Annotated in this window: 17 protein-coding genes; 16 read left to right on the top strand and 1 reads right to left on the bottom strand. The window is 42.0% G+C overall.

What is annotated here, in order from left to right; genetic code table 11:
- The 10 genes from gcvPB (at position 1) to CTER_RS20315 (ending at position 13,539) form a co-directional block, all read left to right on the top strand.
- Positions 1–1,473: an aminomethyl-transferring glycine dehydrogenase subunit GcvPB gene (gene gcvPB / locus CTER_RS20360; RefSeq protein WP_004628903.1), complete on the top strand. Its 1,473-nt coding sequence runs from the start codon at positions 1–3 to the stop codon at positions 1,471–1,473.
- Between the two features lie 86 nt (positions 1,474–1,559).
- Entirely contained in the window at positions 1,560–2,981 is a 1,422-nt protein-coding gene (gene lpdA / locus CTER_RS20355) for a dihydrolipoyl dehydrogenase (protein WP_004628756.1), read from the top strand.
- The gene (gene lipB / locus CTER_RS20350) at positions 2,974–3,696 is read left to right on the top strand and encodes a lipoyl(octanoyl) transferase LipB (RefSeq protein ID WP_004628760.1); all 723 of its coding nucleotides are present in this window, start codon (positions 2,974–2,976) and stop codon (positions 3,694–3,696) included. Before lpdA ends, lipB begins: the two co-directional genes overlap by 8 nt.
- A complete protein-coding gene (lipA, locus tag CTER_RS20345) occupies positions 3,668–4,531 on the top strand; it encodes a lipoyl synthase (protein ID WP_004628758.1) in 864 nt (287 codons plus the stop codon). Before lipB ends, lipA begins: the two co-directional genes overlap by 29 nt.
- A gap of 300 nt (positions 4,532–4,831) precedes the next feature.
- Positions 4,832–7,189 (top strand): helix-turn-helix domain-containing protein, encoded by a 2,358-nt coding sequence (locus tag CTER_RS20340; protein ID WP_004628812.1) that lies wholly within the window; start codon positions 4,832–4,834, stop codon positions 7,187–7,189.
- Between the two features lie 200 nt (positions 7,190–7,389).
- Positions 7,390–9,063 (top strand): type 2 periplasmic-binding domain-containing protein, encoded by a 1,674-nt coding sequence (locus CTER_RS20335; RefSeq protein WP_004628801.1) that lies wholly within the window; start codon positions 7,390–7,392, stop codon positions 9,061–9,063.
- A gap of 96 nt (positions 9,064–9,159) precedes the next feature.
- Positions 9,160–10,131, top strand: a complete 972-nt coding sequence (locus CTER_RS20330; RefSeq protein ID WP_004628814.1) for an ABC transporter permease — start codon at positions 9,160–9,162, stop codon at positions 10,129–10,131.
- Between the two features lie 47 nt (positions 10,132–10,178).
- Entirely contained in the window at positions 10,179–11,075 is an 897-nt protein-coding gene (locus tag CTER_RS20325) for a carbohydrate ABC transporter permease (RefSeq protein WP_004628731.1), read from the top strand.
- Positions 11,076–11,158: 83 nt separating this feature from the next.
- Positions 11,159–12,541 (top strand): glucosidase family protein, encoded by a 1,383-nt coding sequence (locus CTER_RS20320; RefSeq protein ID WP_004628739.1) that lies wholly within the window; start codon positions 11,159–11,161, stop codon positions 12,539–12,541.
- Positions 12,542–12,585: 44 nt separating this feature from the next.
- Positions 12,586–13,539 (top strand): sugar phosphate isomerase/epimerase family protein, encoded by a 954-nt coding sequence (locus CTER_RS20315; RefSeq protein ID WP_207636342.1) that lies wholly within the window; start codon positions 12,586–12,588, stop codon positions 13,537–13,539.
- A 134-nt stretch (positions 13,540–13,673) separates the two neighbouring features.
- Here CTER_RS20315 and CTER_RS20310 read toward each other — a convergent pair whose 3' ends face one another.
- Entirely contained in the window at positions 13,674–15,701 is a 2,028-nt protein-coding gene (locus CTER_RS20310) for a glutaminase family protein (protein WP_004628770.1), read from the bottom strand.
- Between the two features lie 86 nt (positions 15,702–15,787).
- Here CTER_RS20310 and CTER_RS20305 point away from each other — a divergent pair, with 86 nt between their 5' ends.
- The 6 genes from CTER_RS20305 (at position 15,788) to CTER_RS20280 (ending at position 23,713) form a co-directional block, all read left to right on the top strand.
- Positions 15,788–16,621 (top strand): AraC family transcriptional regulator, encoded by an 834-nt coding sequence (locus CTER_RS20305; RefSeq protein WP_004628846.1) that lies wholly within the window; start codon positions 15,788–15,790, stop codon positions 16,619–16,621.
- A gap of 177 nt (positions 16,622–16,798) precedes the next feature.
- Positions 16,799–18,418 (top strand): response regulator transcription factor, encoded by a 1,620-nt coding sequence (locus CTER_RS20300; RefSeq protein WP_004628857.1) that lies wholly within the window; start codon positions 16,799–16,801, stop codon positions 18,416–18,418.
- Positions 18,419–18,459: 41 nt separating this feature from the next.
- Positions 18,460–20,250, top strand: a complete 1,791-nt coding sequence (locus tag CTER_RS20295) for a cache domain-containing sensor histidine kinase (RefSeq protein ID WP_004628763.1) — start codon at positions 18,460–18,462, stop codon at positions 20,248–20,250.
- A 185-nt stretch (positions 20,251–20,435) separates the two neighbouring features.
- A complete protein-coding gene (locus CTER_RS20290; protein WP_004628881.1) occupies positions 20,436–21,866 on the top strand; it encodes an ABC transporter substrate-binding protein in 1,431 nt (476 codons plus the stop codon).
- Positions 21,867–21,959: 93 nt separating this feature from the next.
- Positions 21,960–22,883 (top strand): carbohydrate ABC transporter permease, encoded by a 924-nt coding sequence (locus CTER_RS20285; protein WP_004628923.1) that lies wholly within the window; start codon positions 21,960–21,962, stop codon positions 22,881–22,883.
- A gap of 2 nt (positions 22,884–22,885) precedes the next feature.
- Positions 22,886–23,713 (top strand): carbohydrate ABC transporter permease, encoded by an 828-nt coding sequence (locus CTER_RS20280; protein ID WP_004628792.1) that lies wholly within the window; start codon positions 22,886–22,888, stop codon positions 23,711–23,713.
- Positions 23,714–23,797: the final 84 nt, after the last annotated feature.

Below are 23,797 nucleotides of genomic sequence, written 5' to 3'. Positions count from 1 at the left end.
ATGCATCAAGATATATCTCTGATTTTCGAGAAAAGTATTCCGGGCAGAGAGGCCTTCTCACTCCCCGAATGCGATGTTCCCCTGAAGGATATAAATGAGCTTTACCCGGCTGAACTGCTGAGGGAAAAGCCTGCAAATCTGCCTGAGGTCAGTGAGGTAGATGTTATAAGACATTTCACGGCCCTTTCAAAGAGAAATCACGGCGTTGATTCAGGCTTTTATCCCCTGGGTTCGTGCACAATGAAATACAACCCCAAGATAAATGAGGATGCGGCAGCTTTGCCTGGCTTTGAAAAAATCCATCCCTACCAGGACCCTAAAAGCATTCAGGGGGCATTGGAGCTGATGTACAATATGGACGGGATGCTTTCTGAGATAACGGGGATGGACAGGGTAGTATTGCAGCCCGCTGCCGGAGCCCACGGAGAGCTGGCAGGCCTTATGATAATCAAGGCTTATCATGAACACAGACAGGATTTTAAAAGAAAAAAAATCGTCATACCCGATACGGCCCATGGAACAAATCCTGCATCTGCAGCGGTAGCCGGGTTTGATGTGCTGGAAGTAAAGTCGGCGGCTGACGGCGGAGTTGATCTGGAGAGCCTGAAGAACGCCATGAGTGATGAGGTTGCAGGCTTAATGCTCACCAATCCCAATACCCTTGGGCTTTTTGACAGAAATATCGGACTGATAGCCGACATTGTTCACCAGGCCGGGGGCTTGCTGTATTACGACGGGGCCAATGCCAATGCCATTCTCGGAATATCGAGACCCGGAGATATGGGTTTTGATGTTGTGCATCTCAACCTCCATAAGACCTTCAGTACGCCTCACGGAGGAGGGGGCCCGGGTTCGGGACCCGTGGGAGTCAAGAAGCAGCTGATTGATTTTTTGCCGGGACCCCTTGTGGAAAAAGGGAAGGATGGGTTTTACCTTAACCATGAAAGGCCTTTATCCATCGGGAGAATGAAGAGTTTTTACGGCAATTTCGGAATTGTGGTCAGGGCATATGCCTATATATTGACCATGGGGGCAAAAGGGCTTAGGGAAGTTTCGGAAACTGCTGTTTTAAATGCGAACTATATTATGGCCAAACTCAAAGATTATTACAATCTGCCCTATGATACTGCCTGCATGCACGAGGTGGTATTCTCGGGGCAGAGACAGAAGGAGCTTGGTGTGTCGACTCTTGATATTGCAAAGAGACTGCTGGATTTCGGCTATCATCCCCCGACGATATACTTCCCGCTCATAGTCAAGGAATGTATGATGATAGAGCCCACAGAGACCGAAAGCAAGGAAACCCTGGATGAATTTATTGCCGCAATGGTACAGATCGCCGGGGAGGCTGAAAATGATCCTGGACTGGTCCGGGGAGCCCCGTATTCTACGGCGGTGGCCAGGCTGGATGAAGCAAAGGCCGCAAGAAATCCTGTCTTAAGTTATGTACCGCTTTGCGGCTGTGATATATAAATTGAGGTATGGTGAAAAATGCATTCCCGGGTACAGGTGCACTTTTGAACCTGTTTTCCGGTAATATGGGTAAAATGGAGGCCAATATGGAAAAAGACATAATTATTCTGGGTGGCGGCCCGGGGGGATATAATGCCGCTATAAGGGCCGCCCAGCTGGGAGCGAAGGTAGCACTTGTTGAGATGGAGAAGCTGGGGGGCACCTGCCTGAATAAAGGCTGTATCCCCACAAAAGCCCTATACCGGAGTGCTCAGCTCATACGGGACATTAAGGCTTCATCCGGATTTGGGATTGACGTTGACAGATTTTCCGTAAACACTAAAAAGATGCTTGAGAGAAAGCAGGATATGGTTGGCAGGCTGACCGACGGAATCAGGCAGTTGCTTAAAGCCAATGGGGTAGAAGTTTTAAACGGCTGGGGCAGGCTGGTTGACAGAAATACGGTAGAGGTCACCTGCAAGGATGAAAAAATACTGATAAGGGGTACAGGTATCCTAATTGCCACAGGGTCCAGCCCTGCAATGCTTCCCATAGAAGGTGCCGGGCTGCCGGGTGTCATGACCAGTGACCAGCTCCTTAACCTGGAGAGGGTGCCTGAATCTGTAGTAATAGTGGGGGGCGGAGTTATAGGCATTGAGTTTGCCGGAATTCTCAACCAGATGGGGTCAAGGGTTACCGTATTAGAGTATTTGCCCGGCATTCTGAACGGGTTTGACGGAGAAATAAGCAAAAGGCTTGCCATGTTCCTTAAAAAATCCGGTATAGCCCTGGAAACAGGAGCAAAGGTGACCGGCTTTGAGAAAACGGGAGACCGAATCAGGGTTAATTATGAGGGCAAAAACGGAGCAGTTTCTGCCGAGGTCGAGAATGTATTGATTTCAACCGGTAGAAGGCCTAATGTGAAGAATATAGGCCTTGAAGAAGTCGGAATAGAGTTCGATGACAGAGGAATCAGAACCGGAGAGGCGGGGGTCACAAATCTGCCCGGCATATATGCGGCCGGAGATGTTACCGGAGGCATCATGCTTGCGCATGTTGCGGCAGAAGAGGGGAAAAGGGCCGTTGAAAAGCTGCTGGGCTGCTCTGATCAGGCTTCGATTGAACCGGTGCCGGCCTGTGTGTTTTCATTTCCCGAGACGGCTTCGGCAGGACTTACCGAAGAAGAGGCAAAAAGCAGTGGAATACCGTACAATACAGGTAAGTTCATGTTTGGGGCAAATGGAAAGGCAATGACACTGGGCGAGGAGGAGGGCTTTATAAAAGTCCTGACGGCTGCAGAATCCGAGGAGATAATAGGAGTGCATATTTTAGGGCCTCATGCCGGGGAGCTCATTGAAGAAGGGGTGCTGGCAATAAGGAACAGGCTTACCGTAAACAGCATTGCAGCTACCGTTCACCCGCATCCGTCATTGTCCGAAGCCTTTTATGAGGCAGTGCTGGCAAGTACCGGCAGAGCTGTGCATGCCGCTCCTAAAAAGTCGCCGGGGAAGGGAGGTTGGTATGAGTAAATTAAACATAGTCAGGCTTGGGAAAATTGAATATTCGTCTGCATTGGAAATACAGGAGAGCATACTGGCAATGCGCCAGAGAAACGAGATAGAGGATACCCTGCTGCTCCTGGAACATCCTCCTGTGCTCACCCTGGGCAAAAGAGGGGAATACCGGAATATTCTCCTCTCCCGGGAGGAACTGCTGCAAAGAGGAGTGAAGGTTTTTGAAGTAAACCGGGGCGGAGATGTTACCTATCACGGTCCGGGACAGCTTGTAGGTTATCCCGTTGTAGACCTTAAAGACCGGAATAAAAGCATTAAGGATTATGTTTATAAAATTGAGGATGTATTTACTTCTCTGCTGAAAGAGGAATACGGTATTGAAGCCCGCCGGGACGAAAGGGAATATACCGGGGTATGGGTTGGAAATTCAAAGATAACTGCAATAGGTGTAGCAGTGAAGAAGTGGGTTACAATGCATGGCTTTGCTTTTAATGTAAATACAAGCCTGGAGCATTTCAGCTGGATAAATCCCTGCGGAATAACCGACAGGGGTGTTACCTCCCTTCAAAAGCTTGTGGGACATGAGTTGGATATGGAAAGCATGTATGAACTTGTAATAAAGTATTTCTGCTGTGCTTTTGGATATGAAACCCTTGAAAGACCAAAACCGGAGGAACTGATGAAGAAGGAGGGTGCATCCCATGTATCAGAGGAAGCCAGAATGGCTTAAGATAAAGACCATAGGCGGGAAAAACAGAACCCAGGTGGAAAAGTTACTGGCAAACCTCTCACTCCATACAGTGTGCAAAGAGGCTGCCTGCCCCAACATCATGGAATGCTTCAGCAGAAAAACTGCAACCTTTATGATTCTGGGGAATCACTGTACAAGAAATTGTACGTTTTGCAATGTGGAAAAGGGCACGGCCATGGACATAGACAGGGAGGAGCCTGAAAAAATTGCAGAGGCTGCGGGGACACTGGGATTAAAGCATGTGGTCATCACATCTGTTACAAGGGATGATCTTCCCGACGGAGGAGCAGGACATTTTGCCTCTGTTATTGAAAAGGTGAGAAGCAGCTGTGAAGGTATAACAATAGAGGTTCTCATCCCTGACTTCAAAGGGGATGAGGCAGCCCTGGGCACAGTTGTTTCGGCAGCGCCGGACATAATTAACCACAATATTGAGACTGTCCATATACTTTACCCTGAAGTCAGGCCACAGGCAGATTACAGCAGATCACTCCGGCTTTTGAGAAATGTGAAGGAAAAAGACAGCCGGATATACACCAAGTCGGGGATCATGGTGGGTCTGGGAGAAAAGCCGGAAGAAGTGACCGGGGTTTTCAGGGATCTGAGGGAATATGGCTGTGATATTCTCACAATAGGGCAATATATTGCACCATCCCTGAAGCATTATCCGGTTGTAGAATTTATTACACCTGAAATGTTTGAAAAGTATAAGGCTTCGGCTTACAGGCTGGGCTTCAGCCATGTTACGTCGGGACCTCTTGTCAGAAGCTCCTATCATGCCGATAATGCGCTGGACAGTCTTATAGACAGATAGATTTGCAGGAGCCTGCAAGATACTGTGAGGTTTAGAATAAGGAAACAGGCGGATAAAATGTAAAAGCCGGGGAGCGCAATGCTGCCCGGCTTTTTAGCGTATTTTCCGGGATTACAGTTTTCGGCGGATAGTATTTTTTAATTTTTATAGTACCTTTCTATTTTATAATGAAAAATACAATGCTAATGTGGTATTATGTAATTTATCATTTTATCTTCATTGAATTTTAAAAAAATTCAGATTAAATCATAACTGCAAAAACTTAATTAAAAAAGCGCTGCTTATATTCTGGAGGTATTAATGTTAAAAAGAGGTTCCAGCTACAAGGTGAAATTGTTTTTGTCCCTCTCCTTATTGACGGTAATAATTCTTATTACTGCTAATGCCGTATATTATGTTTACATGGAGAAAACTTTGAAGGAGCATACAACGGAGGCAAGCAGAAATACCGTTGTCCAGCTGAAAAATGCCACTGAAATAATGCTTAAAGATGCAAACCGGTCTCTGATGCAGCTGGCCCTGGACCCGAGAGTGGCAAATTTTATGGCCTGGAATGTCGATGATGCCAATAAGGATATCGTTGACATAATAGATTTTCTTAGAAGTACCCATAGTGCGGTTGCGTATAATAACTATTTCAATTCCTGTCATATTATTTACATGAGCAGCGGAATTTCGGTAAATGTACTGACCGGAAGGATACAGAACATAAATGACAGTGAAACCTTCCAGTACGGCGGTATATATCAGGCGGATGAGCTGGAGTTCCTGAAGGAGGCCAGGGCATGTTTTAAGCAGCAGAACCCCAAAAAGGATTTTAAAATCTATAACCTGGACACTTCGGGCAGGAAAAATATCATAACAGTGATAAAGCCCATAAATTCAGCGGCACAAAACCCTGAAGCCATCCTGGTACTCACAATTGACGCCTCTTATTTTAGTGATATATTGAATTATACAAAAATAAACGACAAAGCTCATGTTTTCATTCTTGACAAGAATGGAAAGGCCGTATCCAATATAGATGACAGATTTTTAAAGCTCATAGATAAACAATATACCGATAATATTTTAAAAGAAATGGATCAGGAATCAGGGAGCTTTAATGCTGTTATAGAAAAGGAGAATACCCTTGTTTCCTTTGCACAATCCGAGGAATATGGATGGAAATACATTTACACCATTCCTGCAAAAGAAGTGTATAAGAATATCAAATTCTCAATTATATATACTTCTCTCATATCCTTGATCTGTATGCTGCTGGGAGTCGGTTTCTCATATCTGCTGGCAGCCAGGCTTTACAATCCTATAAATAATCTCATAAATACGGTAAAGGACGGCTCAAAGGTCACAAACGAATATATAAAAAATGATATTGATTATATAGGTAAAAGAATACAAATGCTGATCGATAGAAACAGAAGCTTTGAGGATTTATTTGAGGAGAATTTTACACTGCTGAAGAATACACTTCTTAACAATCTTCTTAAAAGTACAATTGCGGTAGATGAGCAATTATGGGAAAAGCTCAGCTTCTATAAATGTAATATATTAAAGGCTGCGGGCTATTATGTCTGCCTGCTTGGAATTGATGATTTCGACTCATTTTCTCAGGAATATTCCGAAAGGCAGATAGGAATGCTTCAGATATACCAGACGGGTATCATATATGAGATAAGCAGTGAAAAGCAAAACCTTGCTGTTGAGGTTGTCAGACTTGACAGCCATGAACTGGCGCTGATTGTGAGCAGCTCTGTAGAAAGCCGGGAAGAGGGTGAGGATGAAATTGCACGGCTCATAAGGAAAATTCAGCAAAGGATAGTTGAAAACGCCCGGTACACTGTTACCATTGGTATCAGTTCTTTCTGCCATAAAATCGATGACCTTGTGCTTTCTTACAAAGAAGCCTGCTCGGCTTATGGTTATAAAATAATTAAAGGGCCAAACGAAATCATTTATATTAATGACATACCCAAAGTTCAGGAATGGTACTATGTCCAGCCTGTGGACATTGAAAAGAAAATTTTCAAACATGTAAGGGCCGGCGATAAGGAGGAAGTATTTAAGGCCCTTGACAGCTATTTTGAATACTCCAAAAAAAATATTTCGGATTACACCATCATCAGGTATACTCATTTTCATTTGTTGGATTCAACATTGAAGTGCTGCCTGGATATGGCTATTAATATTAATGATATTTTCCCCGAAAAAACCAATTTATTCAATGAACTGCTTTCACAAAAGTCTTTAGCGGCCATGAATTCCTGGCTTAAAAACCTGTTTCAGACAATCATTGATTATATTGGTACAAAGAAGAATAATAAGACGGAGGACATAATAAAAAAAGCACTTGATTATATAAATGAAAACTTTAATTCAAGTGATATGTGTCTTGAGTCAATCTCAGAATATCTGGACTTCAGTGTTTCATATCTTGCGAAGCTTTTCAAGGACTTTACGGGTAAATCCATCAAGGAGTATATTACCGAGAGACGTATTATTGAAGCAAAAAGCCTGTTGGAAACCAGCAGCTTAAAAGTGAAGGAAATCGGGGAGCAGGTAGGCTATCCAAATACTCAATCCTTTATAAATATCTTTAAAAAGTATGAAGGAATAACGCCGGGAGAATATCATGACCACAAGTTCAGGAAATTATAGTTTCTCAAGAAAAGAATATAAAAGTTGAAAAATACCATCAATATTTTTAGATGGTAAAAATCGATTATACCCTGTTTGATAAAAAATTACTCTGTATCTGGAAGCATGGTAATGTTTTAATTTAGTATAAGTAGTCACGGCGCCGTACTACACAAAAAACTTAGTATAACTTTATTAATGATTTTTAATGGGAGGAAAATATGAAAAAAATTATTTCTACAGTTATGTCTTTTGCATTAATTGCCTCTTTGGCTGCAGGATGCGGAAGCAACGAAAATGCAGGAAATACGAATGGACAAACACCTTCATCTGCTGCTGCTTCAACTTCGGCAAATCAGAAGGTCAATGAGTACGGCTGGGCAGTTCCTGAAAAAACCCTGGAGATAACCGCATACCAGGCTGATAAGAGTAATCCTGATACTGTTGCAAAAAATACTGAATTGATTAACCAATACTTATTGGAAAAGTTTAATGTAAAAATAAATAAAACACAGTTGGATATCGATCCAAATGAAAAGTTGAACCTGATGCTGGCTTCAAATGATTATCCGGATGTAATTATAGCAATGAATGACGATAACCTGTCTAAGTGGAAATCCCAGGGAAAAATTCAGGAACTTACCCCATATGTGGATGAAGTGGGTTCTGATATAAAAACTGCACTTGGAGATACATACAAAAGGTATCTTGATGAAAACGGAAAGCTGTATGGAATTCCGAGAGGCTGGGGATTGCTTCCTTTGCCTGACCGTTCCGCCCATATAAGGTGGGATTGGTACAATGAAATGGGTTCTCCCAAAATAGAAACTCCCGATGATTATTATACTGTTTTGAAAAAGATGCTTGAACAGCATTCCAGGAATTCCAAGGGCGAAAAGGCATACGCCATTTCCTGGAATGAGAACTGCAATATTGAGACCCTTGCAGCCATCTGGGGTTTAAAGGATGGCTACAAGGAGGCTGCAGACCATAATCTCACACACTGGCTCAACACTCCTGAGGGTCTGGAATTCACAAAATACTTCAACAGATTCTACAGAGAAGGTATGCTTGATCCCGATGCCTTTATCAATAAATTTGATGACTGGAAAACCAAATTTTCAAATGAGAGGATAATGGGACATATCGGGAACTGGTGGGAGTCCTGGAATGCCGGACATGAAATCTGGCAGAAGAGCGATCCCAACTGGAAAGAGGATCAGCGCTATGTACAGATAAAAATAAAAGCACCTCAGGCCGAAAATGCTTACCTTGCCCCCAAGGATACCTTCGGATGGAACTATACTGTCATAACCGATAAATGCAAAGACGCTGTGGAAATAATGAAGTTCATAAACTTTACAATGACGCCAATCGGTACAAGGCTTGTATCCTGGGGAGTACCTAATACTGCCGATTCAAACTGGAAATATGACGGCGATGGAAAGTGGAGCTTTGACGAGACTGCAAAGCAAAGTCTGCTAAGCGGTAATTATGATTATACAAAACATGACCTGCTGGGAGGATCGCAGTTCTGGTTCGGTGTTCAACAGTCACCTCTTCCCGATGACAACACAAGCGTTTGCTGGTATGATCAGAATTTCAACCAGGACAGCAAGTGGAAGAAAATGTTTAATGATAATCTAAAAGGCACAATATGGGATAGCACTGCCAGAAGGATAACCTTTACACCTGAAAATCCTTTAACTCCCGTAAAACAGCAGATTGAGGATTCCATAAAGACCGGTTGGGCCAAGGCGGTTCTCAGTAAAACGGAAGAAGATTGTACAGCTAATTTCAATGAGTTGAGAGATAAGATGAATAAGGCCGGTTTACATGATATTGAAAAATTCAGAACCGAAGAATACAAGAAAAATCTTGAAGCCTGGAAGTAATAAATCAGCAGTCATTATTAATAAGAAGAGACATATAGACTTATATGTCTCTTCTCAACTAAACACCTGATATTTACTGTGAAATGGGGGAGAAAAATGAGTAGGGTCGCAGCAGATAACATACTTCTGGACAAGGACAGCAAAAACGGTAAATCAAAGCTGAATCTGTTTTTCAGGCGGTTAAGACGCGAAAGGGAATTATGGCTTATAAGTATTCCGATGATCGTATGGGTGGCTATTTTTGCTTATTATCCCATGTACGGTGTATTTATGTCATTTGTAGACTATATTCCCGGCAAAGAGATTTTTAGCAGCCAATGGGTAGGGTTCAAATGGTTTATGGAGTTTTTTACATCGCCTGACTTTGGCATAATAATGAGAAATACGCTGGTGATCAGCGGTTTAAACCTGTTAATAGGATTTCCGGCGCCCATTCTTTTGGCAATATTATTTAACGAGATAAGAAATAAATATTTTAAGAAAACCATTCAATCAATTTCATATCTGCCCTATTTTATATCCTGGGTTGTAGCAGCAAGTCTCTTATACAGCTTTCTGGGTAATGACGGCATACTGAATGATATGCTGATGAGATTGGGAGTGCTGAATAAATCAGTATCCTTTTTGGGGGAAAGCAAGTATTTTTGGACAATAATAACGGCTGCAAACATATGGAAGAATATTGGCTGGTCAACAATTATTTATCTGTCGGCTATTGCCGGAATTGATGAGGAATTGTACCAGGCCGGCGCAGTTGACGGCCTGGGCAGGTTTGGTGCCGTTTGGCATATTACCCTCCCCGGCATCAGGCCAACCATAATCCTGTTATGGATACTTGCAGTGGGCGGACTTCTGAATGCGGGCTTTGAACAGCAGCTTCTGATAGGGAATGTTCAAACAAGAGAGGTATGGGATGTTATAGACACCTATGCATATAGATTTGGAGTCCAGATGGGAAGGTATTCCTACGGTACTGCGGTTGGCCTTATGAAATCGGTTATAGGTCTCGGTTTGGTGCTGCTGACCAACAAAGTATCAAAGAAGGCTATGGGGCTGTCTATAATATAGCCGCTCTTAATACATGACATTTTTATACAATTTGAGAGGTAATAAATATGAACAGGACGTACTACAAAAATGGCATAGGCGGCAATATATTTGATGCGGCAAACACCTTGTTTATGATACTCTTTGCATTTCTGATGGTTTATCCCTTCATAAATCTGCTGGCTGTTTCCCTGAATGACGGAATAGATGCCGCAAAAGGTGGAATATATTTCTGGCCGAGGAAGTTCTCTCTGGAATCTTACTCCTATATGCTTCAAAATAAGAATTTACTAAAAGGTGCGGTTATATCGGTTTTAAGAGTTGTGGCAGGGACAGTGACCTGTCTGCTGGGTACCGGCTTGCTGTCCTATGTTGTCAGTGTCAGAAATTTTTCTGGAAGAAGGTTCATGAGAGTAATATTTATTATAACGATGTATTTCAGCGGAGGTTTAATTCCCACATACCTGCTTATTTTAAAGCTGCACCTCATAAACAGCTTTAATGTATACTGGATTCCTCATATTCTGAATGCCTACTATATGCTTATAATTGCTTCGTATGTCCAGGATATTCCCGAAGCCCTGAGCGAATCTGCTTCTATGGATGGGGCAGGTGATCTCCGGATATTCTTTCAGATTATTGCCCCCATTTCGCTGCCGGTGTTCGCGTGCATAGCCATATATGTGGGAGTAAGCCAGTGGAATTCGTGGTTCGATGTTCAGTTATATAACTCAAACCGGAAATGGGACAATCTTCAGATAATGCTGAACAGATTGCTGAACGAGGTACAGGGGGAGCAGGAATTGAGGGATGCTCAACTGCAGTATCAAAAATTCCGGAACATGTCCACAGTGACACTAAGAGCTGCCACCACCATATTGGTCACAATGCCGATTGTATTCATATATCCGTTTTTTCAGAAATATTTCATCGGCGGAATTACAATTGGTGCGGTAAAAGGCTAGGAGCTCTGACCAATATAATTTCTCAAATATAATGTTTTAAAAATTAAAGAGTAATAACTAATAATTAATAAGGGAAGGATACCATGTCATATAATGAACAACTAAAAGCCAATGCTGCAAAAGTTAAATTCGACTCTTCAAGTACGGTGCTGAATAACGGTTTTGAATGGGCAAAAAGGCAGGCAATGCAATATGTCCATTTTGGAGAAGACCCTGTGGGGCTTTGGTATGAAGCAGCCTTGCCGGGCAGGGATTCATTTTGCATCAGGGATATCTGCCATCAGAGCATAGGAGCAAATATACTCGGACTGAGAGAGCATACAAAAAATATGCTTTTAAAGTTTATGATTAATATGGACAGCTCAAGGGACTATTGTACATTTTGGGAAATTACCCGCGAAGGCAAACCGACACCCGTTGACTACACAAACGACGGGGATTTCTGGTATAACCTTCCGGCAAACTTTGATCTTATCAGGTCATGTTATCTTCAGTATCTTTGGACTGGTGACAAAACCTATATATCCGATGAAAGGTTTGACAATTTTTACAGTAAAACAGTATACGAATACACAGATACATGGGATAGGGACAAGGACGGCATACCGGAGCATTATGCCGGTTATGGCAGAAGAGGTATTGCATCCTACAATGAAGCCGATCTTAATTACCTCATGGGCGGGGATATGCCTGCCATACAATATGCAGGGTTAGTGAGCTATTCCGAAATACTTAAAAGTCAGGAACGGTATGAAGAAGCTGAGAAATTTATACGCAGGGCTGAGCAGGTCAGGAATATCTATCTGAAAAAGTGGTGGGATGATCAAAACAAAAGGTTTTACGGTGCTATGAAACAGGACGGAACTTTCTATAAGAATATTTATAATGAAGCAAATTTCCTGCCGCTGTTTTATGGTATCGTACCCACGGATGAAAAGCTGGATATATCCTTAAGAAGCGCTGCGGCTCTTATAGACAGATCATTGAATGTGGAAGGAATGTCTTATGTTCCTGAGATATATTACCGCTATGGAATGAAAAATGAAGCCTGGAAAGTTCTTATGGAGCTTATCCATCCCGAACTGCCGAGACGCGAGTATCCCGAGGTGTCTTTTGCCGTAGTGTCAACTTATGTGATGGGATTGCTGGGTATCAATGCCGAGGGCCGAAATACGGTTTCAACTGTTTCAAACCTTGGCAGCGGGGTTGAATGGGCTGAAATCAGGGATATGCCCATCTTAAACAATGAAATTGCGGTCAGGCATACAGGTGATGAAGCAACTGAATTTGAAAACCGTACAGGGAGAAGTTTAATCTGGAAGGTTGCTTTTCCCGGAAAAAGGGAGTATCTTAAGCATAACGGCCGGAAAACAGCAGCGCAGTCAGACATTGGATTGGATGGGAAGCCCATATCCTTTCTGACATTGGAGATAGAGCCGGGGAAAAAGCAGGTTGTAAGTGTTTGATCTATGAAGTTGGATACATGTTGAATGATTGCGGGGTTTGCAGTATGGGAGACGGAAAAGCTGTAAATGATATTGATATGCTTTCGATTTCTACCTGTTGGAATGTAGGGCGCCACTCAAGCGGGAAGGCCATGGTTGAAGAGCTGAAAAGTCTTGGATTTTCCCGGGTGGAGCTGAATTACAATGTAACAAAAGAAATGGCTGATGAAATAGCTGAAATGGTTGAAGCCGGTGAGATAACCATTTCAAGTGTACATAATGTATTCCCCTACAATGAAATAAAGGAATTTCATACAGATTCGCTTCTGCTGGGACATCCCGACAGAAAGTCACGTGATGAAGCCATTGAGGTTACGTTTAATTCAGTGGAACAAGCTCAAAGATTTAATGCTGAAGCAGTTGTAATCCATGCCGGTGAAGTTCCGTTATCAAGGGACTATAACTCTTTATTGACACAAATGCTTGCTGAGGGACACAAAAATACCAGTTTCTATAAAAATTTATTTGATGAATTTATGAGGGAGCGGGAAAAAAACGAGCCAAAGTATATTGAATTGATACGGCAAAGCCTTGAGGCCATATGTGAGGCCATGGGGAAAAAGGGTTACAGGACCGCACTTGGCCTGGAGAACAGGATGTCATGCCATCAGATATCTTTATTTCACGATGCACAAATGCTGATTGATGCCTTAAAAGAATACCCGGTATATTTTTGGTTTGATATCGGACATGGCATGCTTTTGGAAAATATGGGCATGTTCAGCAGCCTTGAAGAGGCAACGAAACTCAAGGATAAAATCATAGGAGTACATATTCATGACACAAAAGGGACTATTGACCATTTGTGTCCGTTTGTCCACGGTAATGGGCTTGAAGCTTATATGGAGCTTATCAGGGGAATTCCCATCAAGGTTATGGAGTTGGCCGAAAAAAGAAATACTGCCGGGGAAGTAAAAAGGAGCAGGAATATTCTTGCCGGGAGGCTGGCAAAAATATGATTACGGTTGCAGATACGATACAAGCATAATGTATAATGTAATGGCAGCAGGCCGGGGAGCGCAACACTGCCCGGCTTTTTAGAATACTTGCAATTGACTTTAAGGTGCTGCTGCCGTAAAGATTTGCTTTAAAATCAGCGCGTGGGATTAAATAATGCAGGATTGAGCAAACCTATAAAAATTCCTCCCAAAACCGAGCGGTGCTGGAACTCCCTCTGCAATCCGTCAAGAGTGCCGTAAAAGTCGGTAAAAGGTGTCCGTATGGAGGTTTCATTTACGAAATCCCATAAAGGATTGATCATATTGACAAAATCTTCTTTTGATGAAGCAAGTGATGCCGCCCAGACCAGCCAGTCCGATTTTGTAAAAGCCCGTCTTGAATCCAGCGGGGTTCCGTATTTGTTCTGCTTTTTCAGGTAATACGCCACTTCTTTTTCTCTGATTTTATCATCGAACAGATTTAATCCCAGCAATTTATCCCAGACCAGGTTGTATTTTAAACTCCATGAGCCGGCAGTATCAAAGGCAAGCTTGTAATGATCCTCTTCGGAGGCCATTACCTCCCATTTTATAGCCATTTCTCCGGCTTTTTGCATGTATTCCGAACTTTCTGCCTTCCTCCCCATTTGACTGAGCAGCAAAGCGTAACACCCTATGCCGATTATTGCCTTAATGGACAGGTTGGTGTTGTGTGCCAGCTTGCCTGCAAAGTCATCGGTACAGAGCTGTTCACCCGGATCCATTCCGTATTCCAGAAGGTAGCGGGCCCATTTCTCAAGGAGGTCCATGTTTTCCCGTGCCAGCTGGAAATCATTCCGTACAAGGGAAACGGCAGCCGTCATTATGAGCATATTGCCGCATTCCTCCAAAGGCATCTGATAGGTATCTATGAGTTTTTTACCGTCATGACTGTACTTTTGACCGTTTGCCAGCGGATATGTGCCTATGTCGTGGGGTGCAAAGTCAAAAATCCACTCCTCTTTGCGGGAATACTCAAAAATGGGCCTCAGCATTCCTTCAACCAACTCGGGATTGTACAGCAGAAACATGGGAATTGAGGGGTAGCTCACATCGACTGTAGCCATACATCCGTTGCTGAAGCACTCCTTGGATATAAACAGAATTTCACCTTTTTCATCCAGGACCAGCTTGTGTGCCGCAATTACCTGTCTGTAGGAGAGAGCAAGGAGCTGTGCATACTTTTCTCCGCCGGCCCGTGTGGCGGCCGTAATGACCTTTTCATCGAATTGGGCACACCTGGCAATGATTTTATCAAAACCGGATACTGCCTGGGCAATTATATCCTGCACCGTAAGTCCATCCTTTTTCCAGTATGCTTTTAAAGGTCTGTTAAAATATTCGATTGAAAATACATCATCATATGCCAGAAGAACAAACCGGTTACCAGGGTGTTCGCCGACTGTTCCAAAATCCAGAACGGTGCCTATTACCGGCATGCTGTCGCTGACTTTCCCCGGGATGCAGTTTTCGCTGTCCCTCTTCACTGTGCCTGTTCCGGCAAATTCTTTTCTTACGGTATACGGTTTCATAAAGGAGGAGGCGCTGCTGCCGGGAACAGCCAGATATAAGTGGCCCCAGTCGATTCTGAGGTCGTCTCCCGAACGGTTCAGGACTTTTTGTTCTTCAGTGCCCATCCTCAATATTTCAATATCAGCATGTCTTTCACCCGACCATACTACTTTTTGATCGGCAGTATTCACACACCATTCTCCTGTTACATCAAAATAAATTTTTACCTGGTGAGTGCGGTTATCGGTTGAATAAACTGAAAAATTTATATAGGACGCAGGCCTGGACAGGAGCTGCAGATCATCGGGCAGCAGGGGCGTGGTAAATTTAACCGTCAGACCGACACCTGCCGCTTCAAAAACATATGTTGTCGTAAGGGGACTGACCGACAGGGATTTTTGCTCCATACCATCGGGGTCTGTTTTGGTTTCATAGAGTTTGGCGTCGGGCTCCAGTCTCCCCATGAACTTCCACACTTTTCCGTCAATATTGATCATTCCCACCATTCCGTTGGGCGCTGTAGTCCAATGTCTGGTGTGGTCGTACATAAGATTGTCCGACATGGACCATACGCTGTAATATGGATCAACTGTCACAAGAGGAACAGCAGCCGGTCTGAAATTATTTTTCATAGCAAATACCTCCACATACACAAAGTTTATTAATTGTATTATAATGATAATAAACAGAGCTATAAATGCACAAAATGATCAAATAAGTGAGGTATATTAACATCAAAGAAGAAATAGTAAGTTTACCGTTAAATGATAATGATAATGACAATTGCCTGTTCCATATAGAAATGGCCGGTATATCGTATTGTGACGGAACCTACAAAATCAAGAGGACAAATTCAAGTGTTTATGTTTTTGAATTTATTCTAAGCGGTCAGGGGACGGTAGTGTACAATTCAGAAATATTTCACCCCGCGGCAGGTGATATATACATACTGCATCGGGGGAGCAATCATGTCTATTATTCAGACAGGGAGGATCCATGGGTCAAGATCTGGTTCAATGCCAGGGGACGCCTGATAAAACATTTGATTGAGGCCTATGAACTGGGCAGTGTCAATCACATTGAAGGGCTCAATCTGGAGCTGCTGTTCAATGAAATGTACCGGGTAATACAATCAAAAAAGGGCGGCAGTGAAGAGCTGCTGTCCAGAGCCGCTGTCCTGTTCCATGAAATAATCCAGCAAATACACCTGTGGGTAAACCAGAATAAAGCTGTAAAAAGCAGCGAGGCTTTCAAAATAAAACATTTTTTGGATCTGCATCTGGAGGATGATATCAGCCTTCAGGATCTGGGCAGGCAAATATTCAGATCCCCGGCCCAGGTAATACGCCTGTTTAAAAGAGAATTCGGCAAGACCCCCTATGAATATCTGCTGGAAAAGAGGATTCAAACCGCTAAACTGCTGCTGAAGAATACAAATTTAATGGTAAAGGAAATTGCCTTTAAATTGAATTTTACCGATGAACACTATTTTTCAAACAGGTTTAAGGCAAAGACGGGTATGTCCCCTAAAAAATTCAGGCAAATGAAATAAAACCTCCGAATATATTCCACCATTTATAAAAGAGTGGAATATATGTGACATTTGATTTATGATATTATAAATTCGGTATGATTTATGATTGCACACTTCGTGTTCCGGCAACTCCACATTGTCATAAATAATTTATTTTTTAAAATCTATGCTTGATTTCTTTGGAGGTTGAATACAGTGTCAAATAGAATCTTAGTTGTAGATGATGAACCGATTCACAGGGACGGACTTATAGCAATGATTGGAAAACTCAGGCCTGCTGCCGAAATAATTCCGGCAAACAACGGCAGGGAGGCATTGGATATTGTAAACGGCAGGGATATAGATATAACCATTACAGATATAAGAATGCCGGTCAAGGATGGGTTGTCCTTCCTTGAGGAGATTCACGGCAATATGTTATCCAAAATGCAAGTGATCATGCTGAGCGGATATGCGGACTTTGAATATGCGCACAGGGCCATCAGCCTTGGAGCTTTTGACTATATACTCAAGCCTGTTAATGAAGCAAAAGTTGATGAGTTATTAACCAGGGCCGAAAAGAAAATTGATGAAGCCAAAAGAGCTGAAGAGGAGAGCAAGCTCTATAGCATTTCATTTCCGTTTTATCTGGAATACCAGTTGAATAAATTTGTAAAGGGCCGTTTGAAAAAAGCTGAATGCCAGGAACTTCTGGAATTATTTGAGCAATATAAAACTGGCTTTGTCATTACGACAAAAATAAAAAACTACAGCCGTTTCAGCAGTGACGAAACAGATTCCTGCAGAGCCGACATTAAATATCTCTTAAAGACCGCTTTGGATCCGGTTTTTCATTCCATATCGTTTTTTGACCAGGACAATGAGAATATTATGGTTACTATTTTGACAAAGGAAGACAGCACTGTCTCAAATAGAATTGAGGATATGTTGATTTCCAACCTATTGGACCTATTGGAGCCTTTTGCCCGACAGCTGAAAGAACAATTCAGTTTAGACATAACAATTGGAATAGGCAGCAGGTTCAATATTGATTCACAGAGCATAATAAACTCATATATGGATTCCGTAAAGACGGTAAATTATGCATTTTTCTTTGAGAATTCCACAATACTGGCTTCGGGGCAAATTGAGCCTGTGCGGTTCTCAAACGCCTTTGGCAAATATGTTGAAGAGAACGAAATGTACGATGCAATAAAGAAAGTCGATTACATGACGGCGTCGGCCGCCCTTGGGAATATTCTGAAGAGGTTTACCCGGGAGCAGTTTGCCGATCCTGAAAGTCTCAAGGAAATAGTGGTTTTTATTTTATATAATTCCTCCAGATTGTGTCAAAGTTTTATAAGAGAGGATGAATATAGTTTATTAATCAATTCAATAAAGGAAGACATACATAGAGTACAGAGCTTTACCGGGCTGCAGGCACTGGCAGATGATTATTTGAAGAAATTTGTTGACATAATGGGTTCCAACAAAGCTTTGAGGTACGAAAAAATATTTGTTGACTGTAAGGAATATATTAATAAGCATTACATGGAGGATTTGAAATTGGATGATCTGGCTGATAAATTTAATTTTAATTCAAATTATTTCAGCACCTTGTTTAAAAATTATTCAAATATGAATCTGTCGGAATATATTTTCAGCGTCCGTATGAAAAAAGCAAAGGAGTATCTGAAAAATAACAGGCTGAAGATATACGAAATATCAGAAAAGATAGGATACAAGGATGTGAAATACTTTATAAGGGTCTTTAAGAAAACATATGGAATGTCTCCGGATGAGTTCAGAAAATTCGTTGCAAACAAATTGCTGTAGATACAGGTGAACTTTGATATCTAACCTTGGAGAATCAACTTATGAAAAATATAATATTCAGAATCAAAAGTATTAAATTCAAAACGAAATTGATTATTTCATATATCCTGCTTTTGACTATCAGTGTGCTTGTTTTTGAAGTACACTATTATACCTCAAGTCTTAATTTCACTTCGGAGCTTACAACCAAAAATACATATGAAATCATTAAAAGCAAAAACAACATATTGGATATCAAGCTATCAAAAATAGAGGAGAACAGCCTGGCCTTAATAAGAAACAGTGAACTATTTGAGATATTCAATGACATAAATACAAACAAAAGCAATGTACTGTCCATGGACAGAAAGGTAACCCGGATAATCAATGATAATTTTTCTCTTATTAACTATGTATACGGCGCTCAAATAGCTACCTCCTATTTTATTTTCGGAAATAATTTTACAATGCTGGATGGAGAAAGCTATGTAAAGTCAAAATTGTACAGGGACACCGTAAATTTAAACGGTAAGATGAATTGGGAGCCCACATATAACTATTTGTCAATGTTTGGACATGATGAGTTAAAGGAATTTGACTTTGAGGTTCAAAATGTTTTCTCCGCGTCCAGAGTCATAAATAGTTTTTATATAGATGAGAGCCTTTTAAAGGTACTTGATGACAGCGTTGAAAAACCCATCCTTACCATTTATTTTAAAGAGGATTTTATAGATGAAATATTCCGGGACTCCATACCAATAAAGGGAGCTAAATACTATATCATTGACAGCAGGGGAAAAATAGTGTCGGATAACGATAGGGAATTGATCGGAAGCACATATGAACCGGATTGGCTGGATGAGGTATTTGCAAGGAAAACCGGAACCATGAATATCAATAATACTCTTATATGTTTCGATCAATCGACTGTGACCGACTGGATGACTGTTGCGGAAATACCCACGGCCGAAATAGCAAGTACTTTTGTACCGTCGATTGTCTACTCCATAATTACATTATCAACTATTTTTATCATTACGGCCATAGTTCTCTCCCTGGTAATTTCCGCCATGATTACAAGACCTATCAACAGGCTGACAAAGGCTATGAAAAATATGGCCAAAGGTGATTTCAGAAGTATAGTACCAATTGACTCGGCAGACGAATTTGGTTATCTGGTTCTCAAATTCAATGAAATGAGGGAACAGATAGAGAATCTGATTGAAGAGAACTACGCTGTGAAAATCAGAGAGAAGGAAACTCAGATAATGGCTCTTAACCTGCAGCTGAACCCGCACTTCCTCTATAATACGCTGAATATAATCAATTGGATGGCCATTAAGGAAGGGAACGATAAAATAAGTGATATCATAATGAATTTATGCCATATGTTGGTCTATACCGTTAAAAATAAGCAGGACATGGTGAATTTCAAGGATGATCTGCACTGGCTGGAATGCTATGTTTTTATAATGTCAGCAAGGTATACCGACAAATTTTCGGTGGAATACAATATTGCTGAGGAGCTGAACCTTACAAAAGTTCCCAAGCTTTTTCTGCAGCCCTTTGTGGAGAATGCAATTATCCATGGGTTTGAAGACATCGTACAGGGTGGGAAAATAAAAATAGAGGGGTTGGCGAAAAACGGCATAAGTTATTTCAGGGTAATTGACAACGGAAAAGGTATGAGTACCGATACTGTGAGTTATACCGGCCAAAGAACTTCCGATTCAATAGGTATTTCAAATGTTGATCAGAGGATAAAGCTGCTGTTTGGAAGTGAGTACGGGGTGAATATCACATCTGTCATAGGGAGCGGAACACAGGTTGAGATCACACTGCCGTTAATTTAACGGATTGTGCTGATTAATAAATCTATCTGCAAAGCACAAAGTTTTAATTAGCACAACGTGTTAAATTAAATGTTTGAAACAGAATCCACCATTCGGTAAATGTTAGAATTCTATGGTGGATTTTTTGCAGCTATAATAAAAATGTCATCGATGATCAGATTATTAATAATTTGGAGGGACATTCAATGAAAAATTATTCTAAAATAACAGCAGTTATTTTAACAGGCCTGATGTTAGCGACTGCTCTGTTTGGCTGCGGCAGCACTTCGGATACCGTGAGCAGTGACACCACGTCGGGCGGCACCGCATCAGAGGTGTCTTCGGGTACTCAGCAGGCTCAGAAGAAAGAACCCAAGGAACCTGTGGAAATTGTGTATACCTGCTGGGGTTCGGCTACCGAAAAGAAAGCCACCGAAGCCACCATTGCAAAATTTGAGCAGGAAAACAGCTGGATCAAAGTAAAAACAATGGTTATACCCAATGCCAACTATGACACTAAAATAACCACAATGGTTGCGGCTAATGAGCCCCTTGATATCTCACAGCTGGAATCGGCCACCATAGCATATCCTCTTGCCGAACAGGGGAAACTGATGAATTTGAAAACAATAGCCGAAAATTCTGAAACACCGTTGTCCGATTTCGTACCCGAGGATTTATTCTATCTCGATAAAGATACAATAATCGGAGTGGGAAACGGGCTTGAGGTTTTTAATCTTTTCTATAACAAGGACATGATACAGGCTGCAGGCGTTGAGACTCCTCCAACCGATCCCGAAAAGGCCTGGACTTGGGACCAGTTTGTGGAAACCGCTAAAAAGCTTACAGTGGACAAAAATGGTAAAAATGCTCTGGATCCGTCCTTTGACCCCAAAAAGATCGTCCAATACGGTATATCCTTTCCTAAATGGTGGGGGTTGTGGGGTAACTTTATCTATTCAAATGGCGGGGATTACGTAACCCAGGACGGCAAGTTCGGGCTGAGTCAGCCGGAGGCCGTGGAAGCGCTTCAAAAACTGGCGGATTTGATCAATGTTCACCATGTGGCTCCGACCCCAACTGCCGAGAAGGGACTGCCGGGGACCGAAATCGCCCTTCAGACAAAAAAAGTGGCAATGGCAATAGATGGCCAGTGGGTGCATCTGCCTATAGATTCGGCAAAATTTAACTTTGGCAGCGGAGTACTGCCGAAAATGAAGGAACTGAAAACTCAAGCTGTTACAGGGATGCTCTCCATTTATGCCAATACCAAAAATCCGGAAGCAAGCTGGAAGCTGGCAACCTATCTGGTTGACCCGGGACAGGATATTACACTTTACAAAAACGGCAATCTGATGCCTGTTACAAAACCATGGCTTACCGAAAAGGATAAGCTGGACCAGTGGACCACCAATACTACCGCACGCCCCGACGGATATGTCCAGGGAATTGTAGGCATGCTTCTGAATTACAGTGTTCCAACTCCTACAGGTACGGTCAAAAACTTCAATAAAATAATAGATATTGTAAATCCCGCTCTTGACAAGGTATGGCTTGGACAGCAGACTGCCCAAGAGGCAATGAAGGCCGCAGAAGCCAAAGCCCAGCCGCTGGTGCAGGGTAAGAGAGAACGCTGATATAAGGTGATATAAATAGTGAGATTTTATTGAGCAAATGGCCGGTTAGCATGTCTATCGGTCATTGCTCAACTTATTTAGGAGAATATTACAATGACGACAGACTATGAAACCCATATAAAATCCGGCAGAAGGCTAAAAAGTGACGCTATACATGGAATATTGTTTACCGCTCCTGCAATAACAGGATTTATTGCCTTAACCTTGATACCTATGATAGTAAGCCTGTTTCTCAGCTTCACCGATTACAGCGGATTCAACATGCCCAAATTTACAGGCCTGGCAAATTATCAAAAGATGTTTTCGGGAGAGGATCTGTTTTTCTATAAATCCTTAAAGGCGACGGCATATTATACATTACTCAGTGTACCTGCATCCATCATATTCTCATTCGCTATTGCGCTGTTATTGAATAGCGATATAAAGTTCAGAGCATTCTTCAGAACGGTATTTTACATACCGACTATCGTACCGGCGGTAGCAACGGCAGTAATTTGGCTGTGGATATTAAATCCCGATTTCGGACTGGTCAACACCCTTTTAATGAAATTGGGGCTTCCGGTGAGCTCTTGGCTCTTTGATGAAAAAAGTGTAATTCCCACAATAGTACTTATCGGACTCTGGGGTACCGGAGGAACTATGGTGATATTTCTTGCAGGGCTTCAGGACATACCGAAGCATTATTACGAAGCTATTGATGTCGATGGGGGAAATTCATTTCATAAGTTATTCAACATTACCATACCGTTAATGACTCCAACAATTTTTTTTAATGCCATTATGGCCATTATAGGCTCATTCCAGATTTTTACGCAGGCATACATAATGACTAACGGCGGACCAAATGATGCAAGTTTATTCTTTGTATTTTACTTATACCGTGAGGCGTTTCAAAGATCCAATATGGGATATGCATCTGCCCTTGCATGGATTCTTTTTATTATAATTGTTGTATTTTCAGCCATCATTTTGAAAACACAGAACAAGTGGGTATATTATGAGGGGGAGAAAGCCTGAAAATGAAAAAGACTATTGGAAATATTTCAGTATATATTATTTTATGCGGTTTGGGGATAACCTTCATACTGCCGCTGGTGTGGATGATCAGAAGTTCATTTATGGACATTGCTCAGATTTTTATCCTGCCTCCCGAATGGATTCCAAATCCCTTCACACTGAATAATTACATTGAAGCTGCAACAATGGCTCCGTTTGGATTATATGCGCTCAATACCGTAATAATTTTGGTGTTTGGCACATTTGGCACAATACTCACAGCCACAATGGCCGCCTTTGGTTTCTCAAGACTGAAATGGAAGGGTCGGGATTTGGTTTTCAGTGTTATACTCAGCGGAATGATGCTGCCGGGCGTGGTTACACTGATACCACAATTTATTGGCTGGAAGACACTGGGGTTTTATAATACGTTTGTTCCGCTTATCGCTCCAAGTTTTCTGGGAGGAGGAGCTTTTAACATATTCCTGTTCAGGCAATTCTTTATGTCAATACCTGCCGAGCTTGATGAAGCGGCCGTAATGGACGGTGCTTCGTATGCAAGTATTTACTCCCGGATAATCCTTCCCCTGAGTAAATCGGCCATAGTAGTGGTTGCTATATTCTCATTCATGTTTCATTGGAATGATTTTTTTAATCCTCTGATATATTTGAGCGACGATACAAAGTACACACTTGCAATCGGCCTGCAGCAGCTGCAGGGGCAATATGTGTCGGCCTGGCATATAATAATGGCCGCTTCTACCATAGTGGTCCTGCCCTGCCTGGTGGTATTTATGTTTGGGCAGAAATACATACTTGAAGGTATTGTGATGACGGGAATCAAATCCTGAGGAAATTTAACCGACGGCAATATATGAATTTAGATGTTACAGACTACCAGATACAAGTGATTTTTTTATCTTTTCCTGATATAA

Origin of the sequence: Ruminiclostridium cellobioparum subsp. termitidis CT1112 (genome assembly GCF_000350485.1) — a bacterium.
Taxonomy (GTDB): Bacteria; Bacillota; Clostridia; order Acetivibrionales; family DSM-1351; genus Ruminiclostridium; species Ruminiclostridium termitidis.
The sequence above is the reverse complement of the archived record's forward strand: the minus strand, read 5'-3'. Positions and strand labels throughout refer to the sequence as shown.

Coding starts and splice junctions, on each gene's coding strand:
- gcvPB (WP_004628903.1), top strand. CDS start 1: ATGCATCAAGATATATCTCTGATTTTCGAGAAAAGTATTCCGGGCAGA.
- lpdA (WP_004628756.1), top strand. CDS start 1,560: ATGGAAAAAGACATAATTATTCTGGGTGGCGGCCCGGGGGGATATAAT.
- lipB (WP_004628760.1), top strand. CDS start 2,974: ATGAGTAAATTAAACATAGTCAGGCTTGGGAAAATTGAATATTCGTCT.
- lipA (WP_004628758.1), top strand. CDS start 3,668: ATGTATCAGAGGAAGCCAGAATGGCTTAAGATAAAGACCATAGGCGGG.
- CTER_RS20340 (WP_004628812.1), top strand. CDS start 4,832: ATGTTAAAAAGAGGTTCCAGCTACAAGGTGAAATTGTTTTTGTCCCTC.
- CTER_RS20335 (WP_004628801.1), top strand. CDS start 7,390: ATGAAAAAAATTATTTCTACAGTTATGTCTTTTGCATTAATTGCCTCT.
- CTER_RS20330 (WP_004628814.1), top strand. CDS start 9,160: ATGAGTAGGGTCGCAGCAGATAACATACTTCTGGACAAGGACAGCAAA.
- CTER_RS20325 (WP_004628731.1), top strand. CDS start 10,179: ATGAACAGGACGTACTACAAAAATGGCATAGGCGGCAATATATTTGAT.
- CTER_RS20320 (WP_004628739.1), top strand. CDS start 11,159: ATGTCATATAATGAACAACTAAAAGCCAATGCTGCAAAAGTTAAATTC.
- CTER_RS20315 (WP_207636342.1), top strand. CDS start 12,586: ATGGGAGACGGAAAAGCTGTAAATGATATTGATATGCTTTCGATTTCT.
- CTER_RS20310 (WP_004628770.1), bottom strand. CDS start 15,701: ATGAAAAATAATTTCAGACCGGCTGCTGTTCCTCTTGTGACAGTTGAT.
- CTER_RS20295 (WP_004628763.1), top strand. CDS start 18,460: ATGAAAAATATAATATTCAGAATCAAAAGTATTAAATTCAAAACGAAA.
- CTER_RS20290 (WP_004628881.1), top strand. CDS start 20,436: ATGAAAAATTATTCTAAAATAACAGCAGTTATTTTAACAGGCCTGATG.
- CTER_RS20285 (WP_004628923.1), top strand. CDS start 21,960: ATGACGACAGACTATGAAACCCATATAAAATCCGGCAGAAGGCTAAAA.
- CTER_RS20280 (WP_004628792.1), top strand. CDS start 22,886: ATGAAAAAGACTATTGGAAATATTTCAGTATATATTATTTTATGCGGT.